This is a genomic window from Dyadobacter sp. 22481 (assembly GCF_052044875.1).
GTDB lineage: Bacteria > Bacteroidota > Bacteroidia > Cytophagales > Spirosomataceae > Dyadobacter > Dyadobacter endophyticus.
The window spans coordinates 2157740-2170332 of the sequence record NZ_JBQENV010000001.1; the positions used below are offsets into that span (position 1 = coordinate 2157740).

Here is a 12593-nt window from a genome sequence, read left to right on the forward strand (position 1 = left end):
CAACAGCCAGTGCGGTGGCATACCTTTGTGCGACGGGCAGGAAGTCGATCCCGGTATACTTCACGCTTTCACAGAGCCTATTATCAGTTACGGGCCCGCATAAGTAGTCACTGGTACAATTTTTTTACTAAAAAATGCGCCTACACACGCACAGCAGCACTTTTACGCACACTTAAAATTACTGTGTTGAAAGTAATCTAACCGGAAGTCCCTGCCGATCCACCGGTTAGCCGACATCGGAATGATTCGCCGAGTCGAAAAACAGTGCCCATTTTACCCGAAACCATGATCCTTATTGTCGACGACAGGCCGGAAAACATTTTACCGCTTAAAAAAATCCTGGAACTCCACAATTTCAAGACCGATACCGCAGAATCGGGTGAAGAGGCATTGAAAAAAGTGCTTAATACAACTTACTCAGTCATTATCCTCGATGTACAAATGCCGGGGATGGACGGTTTCGAGGTTGCCGAGGCGATAGCGGGTTTTGGAAAAGCGAGAGACACGCCTATTATCTTCCTTTCGGCGGTTAATACAGAGAAAAAGTTTATTACAAAAGGCTATTCGTCAGGCGGTATCGACTATCTTACCAAGCCTGTCGATCCCGATATTCTGCTGCTGAAAGTCAAGACATTCTACCGGCTTTTTGAGCAGCAACAGGAGCTCAAAGCCATTCAGGAGTCACTCCGCCACGAGATCGATATCCGCAAACATGCACAGGAAGAACTCGCCACCCGGATGGACGAGCTTCGCTTTATCCTCGAATCGCTGCCGCAAATCGCATTCACGATCCGGCCCGACGGTAAGATCGAATACGTGAACAAGCATTGGTTCCAGTATTCGACCGACGCCGAGGCTTTTCCGGAGATGCATCCCGAGGACCAAACCTGCAAACGTTGGGAGCAGCATTTCAAAAATGGCCTGGAATTCTCCTGCGAGACGCGCCTAAGGCACCTGACTACCCGCGATTACAAGTATTTTCTGCTCAAAATCATCCCTGTACTTCAAAACGGGACCATTGTGCGCTGGGTAGGCACATTTACCGATATACATCCGCAAAAGATGGCGAACGAACTGCTCGAACACAAAGTGGAATTGCGGACTAAGGAGCTTGTCGATAAAAATTCACAGCTCGAAACGACCAACCACGAGTTACAGCAATTTGCATGGGTAGTTTCGCATGATCTGAAAGAGCCACTTCGCAAAATTCAGACATTCAACCATTTAATTAAAGACAAATACCTCACCGGTAACGACGAGGCAATCTCCTATCTCAACAGATCGATCAGTTCCTCGGCCCGGATGTCGCGGCTTATCAGTGATTTGCTCGATTACTCACGGCTTTCGGTGACTGCCTATTTCCAGCCAACCGACCTGAATGCGCTTGCGGACGAATTGCTCGCCGATTTCGATGAGACGATACGGGAGAAGAAAGCCAGCATTCGGAAAGACCGGCTTCCCGTCCTCGAAACGATTCCAAGCCAGATTCGGCAGGTATTCCAGAACCTGATCAGTAATGCACTGAAATTTTCCAGACCTGATACGGCGCCGGTCATCGATATTCGCTACGAAGTCATCGATAGCAAGGAACTTTCCGGGGCAGTCTCACAGGACGGCCCGTATTGCAGGATCACCATTGCCGACAACGGCATCGGGTTCGACGAGAGGTTCCTCGACCGGATCTTCGTCATTTTTCAGCGGCTCAACAATATCAATGCTTACGAAGGCACGGGCATCGGGCTGGCGATCGCGAAAAAGATTATGGATAAACATAACGGCCTGATCTCAGCCAGGAGCACCGAAAACGAAGGTTCCGAATTCATTTTGATACTTCCGTTTGTTCAGGAACAGACGCTGACAACCATTAAAACCGACCATTAGCAGACGCCCTTTATGAAGAAAGTTTCCAATTCGATCATCCAACAATTACAGATCGTCTTTTCCTTCTCCATCCTGCTCCTTTTTTTCAGCCTTCTGGCGTCCTATTACAGTACGCAGAAACTGATCAATAACTCGGAGCTCGTCAACCACACCAATGCAGTGCTCATTGAGGCGGAGGCTATTATTTCGCATATGAAAGATGCGGAAACCGGCCAGCGCGGGTTTCTGATAACAAGCGAGCCCCAATTCCTGGAACCTTATGAGGGCGCTTACGAAAAAACCACCAACAGCTACAACAACCTGGTGGAGCTAACCGCAGATAACCCGCTACAACAAAAGAACCTGCGGGAGATAAAGGCGCTCTACGAAGCTAAATTCGGCCAGATGCAGAATATCATCGATATGGCCAAAAAGAACTCCAATTTCGTGGACGACACCGATGCACGACTGCGGGAAATGGTGAGGGGCAAAAAAATAATGGACGATCTGCGACTCGCTTCCGAACGGATCAAGGAAGAAGAAAGTAACAAACTGGCCGAACGCCTCGAGCAGCAGCAGGTTTATATTAAGTATACCCCTATTCTGCTGATAGCCGCCGCACTGATATCGATCCTGATCACGATATCCTCCTACTTGCGCATCCGCGCGGATATCGGCAAGCGGATCGCACAACAGAGACTGGACGAAGAAAAGTACGCCGAAACCAGCCGCCGCATCGGCCACATAGAGCAGGTTACACGGCAGGTGTCCGATGGCGACTATTCGGCCCGCAGCACCGACGAAACCGACGATGAACTCGGCCGGATTTCCACGGCGCTGAATATCATGGCCGGCTCGCTCGAACAGACATTCCACGATTTGAGTATTCAGAACTGGTTGCAGGCCGGAGATGTGCAGATCAACGATGCGATCCGAGGTGAGCGCGTGCTCAAAAAGCTCTCCTCAAAGTTGATCAACACCCTCACCGCATACTCCGGCGCACATCTAGGGACGATGTATATTCTCGACACCGACTGGAATTTCCGCCTGACGGGCAGCTTTGCGGCTCAAAATGCACCGGAAACCGTCGTGGCCGGGCAGGGATTGTGCGGTCAGGTGATCAATTCAAAGAAACCCCTGCTCGTCCGTGACGTTCCTGACCATTACCTTAAAATAACATCCAGTCTTGGGGAAACCAGTCCGGTAGCACTGGCGATTCTCCCACTCGTGTACTCCTATGAGTGCATAGGCGTGATTGAACTGGGCTTCCTGAAAACCCCGGAGGAACTTACCATGCGTTTCCTGGAAGAAAACCTGGAAACAATGGCTAGCGGGGTCAATTCAGCATTGGATTATGTCAAACTTCAAAATTTTCTGGAAGAAACCCAGGCACAGGCAGAAGAACTTCAGACGCAGCACAACGAACTGGAAAACCTGAATGCGGAGCTGGAAGCGCAATCGCAGAAATTGCAGGCTTCCGAGGAAGAGCTGAGAGTACAGCAGGAGGAACTGCAACAGACCAACGAGGAGCTCGAAGAGCGGAGCGGGTTACTGGAAGAAAAGAATATTGAAATACAAAAAAAGGCTGAGGAACTGGAACTGACCACCCGGTACAAATCGGAATTCCTGGCCAATATGTCGCATGAATTGCGCACGCCCCTGAACTCTATCCTGCTTTTGAGCCGGCTGCTTGCCGAAAACGACGATAAGAACCTTACCGGCGAACAAATCGAATATGCGACGGTCATTCAATCCTCGGGCAACGGTCTGCTCGGCCTGATCGACGAAATCCTTGACCTCTCCAAGATTGAAGCAGGAAAAATGGAGCTGGATTACGTCAACGTTTCTGTCAGAGAAATTTGTGACGATATGAAGGCCCTGTTTACACCGGTCGCACGGGAAAAAGATCTCGACTTCTCGGTAACTGTCGCGGATGGGGTTCCTCCGGTGATCGAGACAGACAAAATGCGGCTGGAACAAATCCTGAAAAACCTGATATCCAATGCGTTGAAATTCACAGCACAGGGCTCGGTGGACATTGTCGCCAAACCCAATGATGGCAATGATGAAATGTTGTGTTTCGTAGTCCGTGATACCGGCATCGGTGTCGCGCCCGAAAAGCAGCATCATATTTTTGAAGCCTTCCAGCAGGCCGATGGTTCTACCAAACGCAAGTACGGCGGTACCGGGCTGGGGTTATCCATTAGCCGCGAACTGGCCAAGCTGTTGGGCGGGGAAATATCGCTCACCAGCGTTGTCGGCCAGGGAAGTGAATTTACACTCTTCGTTCCGGTCAGGGCTTCGTATGGCAGTCCCGAACCGGAAACGGTCAATTTCTTCGGGAATTATCAGGAGGAAACGGCTCCAAGCGAGGTAGCGGCAACCCAGAACCGCTTCATCAGCACGGTTATCCCCGAAAGCATTCCCGACGACCGCTCGACAGTGGATGAAGCTTCAAAAACGATCCTGATCATCGAGGATGACACCTTTTTTGCCAAATCATTGCTCGATTATACCCGTAAACAGGGGTACAAAGGCATTGTAGCAGTACGGGGAGACGAAGGGCTGGAACTCGCGCGGACATTCAGGCCGATGGGCATCCTGCTCGATATCCAACTGCCGGTCGTCAGTGGGTGGGAAGTAATGGACCAGTTGAAAAACGATCCGGAAACCCGTCCCATTCCGGTACACATTATGTCGTCGCACCGTATGAAAAACGAGAGCCTACAAAAGGGCGCGGTCGACTTTATCGACAAGCCGGTGGCAATCGAGAAAATGGACGAGGTATTCCGCAAAATCGAATATGTGATCAGCAAGAAATCGAAGAAGGTGCTGATCGTCGAGGACAATTCCATGCATGCAAAAGCATTAGCCTACTACCTGGGCACCTTCGACATCCATTCCGAACTGAAAAGCGATATCAACGACGGTATTAAGGCGCTTTCCGGCAATGAGGTCGACTGCGTGATCCTCGACATGGGTATTCCCGACAAAAAGGCTTACGAAATCCTGGAAGAGGCCAAAAAGAATCCTGGTTTGGAGCATCTTCCTATTATTATTTTTACTGGAAAAAGCCTTTCAATGACCGAAGAACTGCGAATCAGGCAGTATGCGGACTCGATCATCGTCAAAACAGCGCATTCCTACCAACGCATGCTCGATGAGGTTTCCCTATTCCTGCATGTGGTGGAAGAAAATAAGAAAAATGCCCGCAAGGGAACCGAAGGTCGAAGGCTGGGCGGACTGAGCGAGATTTTGAACAATAAAACAGTGCTGATCGCAGATGACGACGTCCGGAACATTTTCTCGCTTTCCAAGTCATTGGAAACTTATAAAATGAATGTCCTGACTGCGCTCGACGGCAAAGAAGCACTGCAAAAATTGCAGGAAAACCCGGAGGTGGACGTGGTGTTGCTCGATATGATGATGCCGCAAATGGACGGCTATGAAACAGCCAGGCGCATTCGCGAAAACCCGCAGTGGCGCAACCTGCCCGTGATCGCCGTTACAGCCAAAGCCATGACAGGCGACCGCGAAAAATGCATTAATGCAGGCGCTTCTGACTATATTACAAAGCCTGTGGACATCGACCAGCTGATGTCGTTGCTGCGGGTATGGTTATATGAAAAATCGTGACCCTCATAATGGAAAAGAAAAAGATCATGATCGTCGACGACGATGCACGGAACATCTTCGCACTTAAAGCTACGCTAAAATCAAAGGGATTCGACTGCATTGCCTGCACCGGGGCGACCGAAGCATTGGACATTCTGCGGCGCGAGAATCCTGTGGATGCCGTACTGATTGACATGATGATGCCGGAAATGGACGGCTACGAGGCCATTCCGCTGATGAAAAAACTCGACGGCAGGCTACCGGTAATTGCCGTAACCGCGCAGGCTATGGTGGGCGACCGCGAAAAATGCCTGGCAGCCGGCGCGGACGATTATATTTCCAAACCGATCGATGTCGATAAACTATTGAAAGTACTTAGCAGCATCTGACTCCATGATTGAAGAGGAAGATATCGATCTTTTGCTGAATGACCTGTTCGATCTTTACGGATACGATTTCACGCGGTATTCACGCGCTTCGTTGAAACGCAGAATCATCCGGCTGTGCTCGCTCGATAAGTTCCCCAGTTTTGCAGAACTGCGCTACCGTGTTCGCAGCGACCCTTCGTATCTCAAACGGTTTGTAGAGGAAGTGACGGTGAATGTAACCGAAATGTTCCGGGACCCTGGTTTCTACAAATCACTGCGCGAGGATGTACTTCCCGTGTTGGGTACGAAACCATTTATCAGGATCTGGCACGCGGGTTGTTCTACGGGCGAAGAGGTGTATTCGATGGCGATACTGCTCAAAGAAGCCAACCTGCTGCGGCGCTCGCTACTTTATGCAACCGACCTTAACCCGAGCGTGCTGGAAAAAGTAAGGAAAGGCATATTTCCCCTGGCGCTGATGAAGCAGTATTCCGAAAGCTACATGAACGCGGGAGGTACCAGGGATTTTTCAAGCTATTACACGGCACAATATGGCCAGGCTAAATTTGATAATGAACTTTCGGAAAAGATCATCATTTCGACTCATAACCTGGTCTCGGATAGCTCTTTCAATGAATTTGATCTGATCCTGTGCCGTAACGTGCTCATATACTTTGACAAGGAATTGCAGGACAGGGTGCTCAAACTGTTCGATGCAAGCCTTGGAACGCTCGGTCACCTGGCATTGGGAACGAAAGAGACATTGAAATTCTCGGCTGTACAAAATAAGTTCAAGCAACTGAACCGGGAAAAAATATGGAAGAAGATCATTTGAACCATACTTGTGCGTTCCTTCTGATCGGAGGTTCGGCGGGTAGCCTGGAAGTTCTCTTCAAGCTGCTTCCATTGTTGCGCGCGGACCTGCCGTTTCCTATCGCCCTGGTGTTGCACCGGCGCAGTTCGGCCGACTCTTCGCTGTCGGAGTTATTGGCTTCCAAAACTTTGAACCCTACCCAGGAAGTGGAAGACAAGGAGCCCATTACTTCCGGCACGATCTACCTTGCACCCGCCGATTACCATTTGCTCATCGAACATGACCACACTTTTTCGCTGGATTACTCGGAAAAAATCAACTTCAGCAGGCCCAGTATCGACGTCACCTTCGAATCGGCCGCGGAGGTCTACGGGCCGCGACTCGTGGGCATACTGCTTTCGGGTGCCAATGAAGATGGTACCAGGGGCCTCACAGCCGTGAAACGCGCCGGAGGCATAGCAGCAGTGCAAAATCCTGATACTGCGCAAATGCCTTTCATGCCGCACTATGCCCTTACCCACCTGCCTGTCGACTACGTCTTTGATACCATACAAATGGCCGCATTCATTAACTCACTGGCATAATTTTTATTAGCGACCGTTGATTTCTACCATAAAAGCGAGATTCAGTCTTTCTTTTTAAAAGAGTTAATGAGGAGATTTGTGCAGAGTTAAACCAGTAAGATCATGGCAAAGCCCAGTAAAATATATAGCATCTTATTCAACAAATGCCCGCAATGCGGTGAAGGTGATTTTTTCATAACCAAAAGCGCCTATAACCTCCGGAATTTCGACAAAATGAACCGGCATTGCCCTAACTGCGGCGCCGATTTCGTGCCAGAGCCAGGTTTCTACCAAGGCGCATTATACGTCAGCTACGCGTTGTACGTGGCATTTATGGTGATTTACTTTCTGATATTCGTGAACCTTTTCAGAGAATATCTCGATTATTTCCTGATAAGCATTATACCGATTCTGGTGATCTTGACACCGCTCTTTTACCGCATGGCGCGCCGGACTTGGCTTGCATTGTTCATCAAGCCGGCTTCGTCCAAAGAACGGGCATAATGCATTTACGCTGCCGGACTCTTCCGGAAATCTTCCGGTGTCATGCCGGTTTCTTTCCGGAAGAACTTGGTAAAGTAGGAGTTATCATTGAAATTGAGCTTGTAGGCGATTTCCGATACGGTCAGGTCGAGGTTGATCAGCAGTCTTTTTGCCTCTAAAACGATCCGGTTGCGGATCAGCTCACCCGCCTGTATCCCCAGATGTTCTTTGCACAACGCGTTCAGGTGGTTGGGCGTCACATTCAACATGTCGGCATATTGCCCGGGCAGTCGCACGCGGTCGTAATGTTTATCAATCAGACGGATGAAATTCCGCACCGTCGCATTTTTCCCTTTCCCTCCATTGCTTTTTCTGTCGACCGAATCGCTCTGTTCGATCAGCAGGAAGATTTGCAGCAGTAGCACCCGCACCATATCGTCGCGCCAGGCAATCGCCTGCGTATTTTGACTGAGTAATTCTTCAAATAATTCGCAAATACGCCCCCGGATGCCCTCGGACAGCATCAGGACATTGTTGCTGCTGTCCTGGTCGAGAAATGAAAACGAATCCAGGTATTCCGGTTGCAACAGGAAGGATTGAAAGAAAGAGTCCGAAAAGTTGACGACGTAACCCTCCATTTGTTCATTAAAATCCCACGTATGCACTTGGCCGGGAATCATGAAATAGATCTGAAAAGGTGAAGCCTGAAAATGGTGAAAATCAATAGTGTGCCGGCCACTGCCTTCGGTGAAAAGTACCAAATGATAAAAGCTATGGCGGTGAGGAAAAACAAGGCTCTGATGTTCGTGCACATAATCCGAGAAGCGTGCGATCATGATATGATCTTCGCGGTATTCGGAAAGCGGGCCGATATCGAGCCGGGGAAATGAACCGTGCATGACAAATAGTGAAATTGGGTCAGGGCCGGTAAGTTAACGTTTATTCATGATTTGACACCTGTTCGTTATCTTGCGAATGTTTCCTAAACTTCGTTCCCGCCATGTGGAAGGCCCTTGCACTGTGTTTTGCGCTGGTACTGCTCGTAGCTGCATCGCGGCAGGAGGATATAGGCGTACAAAACTGCACCGAGCTGTTCCGGACCGATGCCAGGGAGTTTGCGGCGCAAGTGAAGGAATTAAGGCTTGCCATTGAAAAAATCGATTCCACGAATGCCCTCAGCTTGGCGAATGCAGAACAGAAACTGAAAGACACCCGATTGTCCTACAAGCGGATCGCATTTTTTTTAGAATACTTCTTTTTCACTTCCTCGCGCATTTACAACCGCCCGCCAAAGACGGAGATCGAAGAGCCACACCTCGAATATTCGGCCCCCTCCGGATTCCAGTACATAGAAGCGCTGCTATTTGACGATCCGGGCGGGCACAAAGCTGAAATGATCCACCAATGCCGGTTTCTTGAAGCGGCAGCGGAAGACTTGCCCGCATTGCTTCACAATTTCAAAGCTACTGATGCCCAGATCCTGGAAAGCGTACGCATTGAACTGATCCGAATTATGAGCCTGAGTATCACCGGCTATGACGCCCCATTACTGAAAAGCGGCTTGGACGAAGCGGTAGTGTCTTTTCAAGTAATGGACAAGGTGCTGGAACCCTACATGAAGCGGTCTAACGACAACAAGGTTTGGAAGTTCATCGTCTCCTGTCAAATCGATCTGGTCAAAACAAAGGATTTCGACAGTTTTGACCGACTTTATTTCCTGACGCATTATGCATTACCGTTGCAGGAACACCTCGGCGGGATGATCAACGGAATGGGTTTAGAGATCAATGAGAAGGGTATTTTAAATTACAATGCCAAAAACATCTTCAGTCCCGATGCTTTTAACCGGCCTGCTTTCGGCGACTCTGCGAACAACCACCCCGCCTTGGTTGAATTAGGTAAAAAATTGTTTTCCGAAACGCGGTTATCCTCCAACGGAACACGCAGCTGCGCCTCCTGCCATAACCCCGCCCTGCATTTTACCGACGGCCTGCCTAAAAGCATCGGCATCCACTCCGGCCAGGCGGTGAGGCGTAATGCGCCTTCGTTATTATACGGCTCATTTCAACACGCGCAATTCTGGGACGGGCGCGCCAGAACGCTCGAAGAACAGATCCGCACCGTAATCCACGATACCCTTGAAATGAACGGCAAGCCTGCCGAAACCATCCGAAAGTTAGCCAGGGAACGACAGTACCGGCGGTTGATCAGAAAAGTGGCCCCCAACCGCAAATCACTGAACGACACGATCATATATAAAGCCATCGCCGCTTTCGTGCGCACATTACAGCCCTTCAATTCAGATTTCGACCACTATATAGCAGGCGACAAAACGGCTTTGACGGATAGCCAGGTCAATGGTTTCAACCTGTTTATGGGCAAAGCGCAATGCGGCACCTGCCATTTTGCGCCGCTTTTCAATGGACTGATTCCGCCTACGTATGCGCTCACGGAGTTCGAAATACTGGGCACTACCGCCTCGGACGATTGGTTGCATGCAAGGGCCGACCCCGATGAGGGCCGTTTCGAAGTCCGCCCTACCCCCTATTTCCGTGGTGCATTCAAAACACCTACTGTCCGCAATGCAGCCGTAACGGCGCCCTATATGCACAACGGAGCATTCGCCACGCTCGAAAAAGTGATGGAGTTTTACGACAAAGGAGGTGGCGCAGGCCTCGGTCTGGAAATACCTGATCAAACGCTTTCCCCAATACCGTTAAATATGACAGACCAGGAGAAATCCGATATTATCGCCTTTTTAAAAGCACTTACCGACCGCATATGAAACAATATTTACTCACCTTCCTGCTATCCATTTTCTTTATCGTCGCCCACGGGCAGGGTACGCTTCTGCGCGGGCCGTACCTGCAGGTAGCGACCCCAACCAGTATGGTGATCCGGTGGCGTACCGATAAGCCGTCCAGTTCGGTGGTAAAAATCGGAGGCGGCCCGCAGTCGCTCGACCTGGCTTTCACCGACAATGCCGAAACGACCGAACATGAAGTGAAGGTCACCGGCCTGCAAGCAGAAACCCGCTACTACTACTCGATCGGCTCGCAAACTACGGTGTTGCAGGTTGGGGACGACAACTATTTCCAGACCACCGCCGTGGCCGGCAAGCCGGGCAAATACCGTTTTGGCGTGCTGGGCGATTGTGGCACCCATTCCATTATACAGGACGAAGTAAGAGCGCGGATAGGCGAATACCTGGGAGCGAATTACATGAATGCGTGGCTTTTGCTGGGCGATAATGCCTATTCATTTGGCCGCGATGCCGAATTCCAATCCAATTTCTTTGCCCATTACAAAGACAATTTCCTCAAAAAGAATCCGCTCTTCCCAAGCCCGGGAAACCACGATTACGACAACGATAATCCGGCCCGGCAAAATGACCACAAGATTCCTTATTACGATATTTTTACGATGCCTACCAAGGGCGAAGCCGGCGGAGAACCATCCGGCACCGAGGCATTTTACTCCTTCGATTATGGCAACGTCCATTTCCTCTCGCTGGATTCCTATGGCCGCGAAGACAATTCCACCCGGCTTTACGACACGCTGGGCAGGCAGGTGCAATGGATCAAAAAGGACCTTGCAGCCAACAAAAACAAAGATTGGGTGGTGGCATACTGGCACCATCCACCCTATTCGAAAGGCTCCCGCGAATCGGATGGCGATCCTGAAATGACGGCCATTCGCCAGAACTTCATACGCATTCTCGAACGGCTCGGCGTGGACCTGATCCTTTGCGGGCATAGCCACGTGTACGAGCGCTCGCGCCTGATGGGCGGACATTACGGATACGCCAACACTTTCGATGCTGCAAAACACGTCATTGACGGCTCCTCTGCACGGTACGACGGATCGGACAATTCGTGCCCGTATATCAAAAACACCCCGCAGAGCCGCGGTACAGTCTACGTAGTGGCGGGTTCAAGCGGTCACCTGGGTAGTCCTAAGCCCGATTTCCCGCATAAAGCCATGTACCACTCCGACGCCCAGCATGGCGGGGGACTCATGCTCGAAGTGGAAGGCAACCGCCTCGATTTGAAATGGATAGGAAACGACGGCGTAATACGCGACCGGTTTACAATGGAAAAAGGTGTAAACAAGGAAACAACCCACGAAATAGCCCGCGATCAATCGGTGGAGCTGAAAGCCTCGTTCGTGGGTGATTATGTGTGGAGCAATGGTTCAAAGACACAGACGATCACGGTGCAGCCCAAGGAGAGTACGGATTATACTGTAAGGGACGAGCAAAACTGCATTCAGGACGTTTTTCACGTAAAAGTCCCTAAGCCTGATCCTGCAAAACTGGTCAGTTTCTCTGCGAAAAAAGACGCCAAAAATGTAGTAACACTCGACTGGGCTTCCGAAACAGAAACCGAATTGGCACATTATGCCGTCCAGCGCTCCGACGACGCGCGGAATTTTACGGAAATAGGCAAAGTCTCAGGCGGGCCGAACTCGCAGCAAAAGCGGGAATATTCGTTTACAGACACACAGGCCCAGACGTTGCCGGTTAATCAGACCTACTATTACCGTCTGGCTATGAATGCGTTGGATGGCCGGATTATCTACTCCCGGATCGTCGCCCAAATGCTGATCGATCCGATCCTCGCCGGAGAACCGGACATTTCGCTTCAGATCGAGATCATTCCAAACCCCTCATCGGCAAGCCAAATGCAGATCCGGACGACCGCGCAAACGACGCAGATAGCTGAACTGATACTCTCCGACGTTTCAGGAAGGACGTTAGATACGCGGAAAATGACGATCAGCCAGACGCCCGTCCCATTTCTGCCGAGCCAGCTCACGACCGGCATTTATTTTCTGAAAGTGAGTATCAATGGTCGGACCGCCGTCAAAAAACTCGCGATCCGGTAACGA

Annotated in this window: 9 protein-coding genes; 8 read left to right on the forward strand and 1 reads right to left on the reverse strand. The window is 50.4% G+C overall.

Translation table 11 applies throughout. The features are described 5' to 3' along the window. Nucleotides 1-285 precede the first annotated feature (285 nt). The 6 genes from ACTJJJ_RS08435 to ACTJJJ_RS08460 all read left to right on the forward strand — a co-directional run bounded on the left by ACTJJJ_RS08435 (nt 286) and on the right by ACTJJJ_RS08460 (nt 7724). Nucleotides 286-1881, forward strand: coding sequence for a hybrid sensor histidine kinase/response regulator (locus ACTJJJ_RS08435; RefSeq protein ID WP_426294129.1), 1596 nt, complete (start codon nt 286-288; stop codon nt 1879-1881). 12 nt (nt 1882-1893) lie between these two features. Continuing rightward, nucleotides 1894-5496, forward strand: a complete 3603-nt coding sequence (locus ACTJJJ_RS08440) for a response regulator (protein WP_426294128.1) — start codon at nt 1894-1896, stop codon at nt 5494-5496. Between the two features lie 8 nt (nt 5497-5504). Next, nucleotides 5505-5864, forward strand: coding sequence for a response regulator (locus tag ACTJJJ_RS08445; protein ID WP_188928640.1), 360 nt, complete (start codon nt 5505-5507; stop codon nt 5862-5864). Between the two features lie 4 nt (nt 5865-5868). Then, on the forward strand, nt 5869-6678 hold the full coding sequence (locus tag ACTJJJ_RS08450; RefSeq protein ID WP_188928638.1) for a CheR family methyltransferase: 810 nt from the start codon (nt 5869-5871) through the stop codon (nt 6676-6678). Beyond that, on the forward strand, nt 6660-7241 hold the full coding sequence (locus tag ACTJJJ_RS08455) for a chemotaxis protein CheB (protein ID WP_188928635.1): 582 nt from the start codon (nt 6660-6662) through the stop codon (nt 7239-7241). Before ACTJJJ_RS08450 ends, ACTJJJ_RS08455 begins: the two co-directional genes overlap by 19 nt. Nucleotides 7242-7343: 102 nt before the next feature. After that, nucleotides 7344-7724, forward strand: a complete 381-nt coding sequence (locus ACTJJJ_RS08460) for a DUF983 domain-containing protein (RefSeq protein ID WP_426294127.1) — start codon at nt 7344-7346, stop codon at nt 7722-7724. 5 nt (nt 7725-7729) lie between these two features. On the opposite strand, the gene ACTJJJ_RS08465 is transcribed toward ACTJJJ_RS08460, so the two are convergent. Further along, entirely contained in the window at nt 7730-8602 is an 873-nt protein-coding gene (locus ACTJJJ_RS08465; RefSeq protein WP_426294126.1) for an AraC family transcriptional regulator, read from the reverse strand. 101 nt (nt 8603-8703) lie between these two features. Between ACTJJJ_RS08465 and ACTJJJ_RS08470 the strand changes: the two genes are divergently transcribed. Together ACTJJJ_RS08470 and ACTJJJ_RS08475 are read left to right on the forward strand one after the other, a co-directional pair. Then, complete coding sequence (locus tag ACTJJJ_RS08470; RefSeq protein WP_426294125.1) at nt 8704-10488, forward strand: cytochrome-c peroxidase; 1785 nt, start codon at nt 8704-8706, stop codon at nt 10486-10488. Continuing rightward, a complete protein-coding gene (locus tag ACTJJJ_RS08475; protein ID WP_426294124.1) occupies nt 10485-12590 on the forward strand; it encodes a metallophosphoesterase in 2106 nt (701 codons plus the stop codon). The genes ACTJJJ_RS08470 and ACTJJJ_RS08475 overlap by 4 nt, the downstream gene beginning before the upstream one ends. Nucleotides 12591-12593 lie beyond the last annotated feature (3 nt).

Excerpts from the sequence above, each read along its gene's own strand:
- ACTJJJ_RS08435 (WP_426294129.1), top strand. The coding sequence starts at position 286 with ATGATCCTTATTGTCGACGACAGGCCGGAAAACATTTTACCGCTTAAA.
- ACTJJJ_RS08440 (WP_426294128.1), top strand. The coding sequence starts at position 1,894 with ATGAAGAAAGTTTCCAATTCGATCATCCAACAATTACAGATCGTCTTT.
- ACTJJJ_RS08445 (WP_188928640.1), top strand. The coding sequence starts at position 5,505 with ATGGAAAAGAAAAAGATCATGATCGTCGACGACGATGCACGGAACATC.
- ACTJJJ_RS08450 (WP_188928638.1), top strand. The coding sequence starts at position 5,869 with ATGATTGAAGAGGAAGATATCGATCTTTTGCTGAATGACCTGTTCGAT.
- ACTJJJ_RS08455 (WP_188928635.1), top strand. The coding sequence starts at position 6,660 with ATGGAAGAAGATCATTTGAACCATACTTGTGCGTTCCTTCTGATCGGA.
- ACTJJJ_RS08460 (WP_426294127.1), top strand. The coding sequence starts at position 7,344 with ATGGCAAAGCCCAGTAAAATATATAGCATCTTATTCAACAAATGCCCG.
- ACTJJJ_RS08465 (WP_426294126.1), bottom strand. The coding sequence starts at position 8,602 with ATGCACGGTTCATTTCCCCGGCTCGATATCGGCCCGCTTTCCGAATAC.
- ACTJJJ_RS08470 (WP_426294125.1), top strand. The coding sequence starts at position 8,704 with ATGTGGAAGGCCCTTGCACTGTGTTTTGCGCTGGTACTGCTCGTAGCT.
- ACTJJJ_RS08475 (WP_426294124.1), top strand. The coding sequence starts at position 10,485 with ATGAAACAATATTTACTCACCTTCCTGCTATCCATTTTCTTTATCGTC.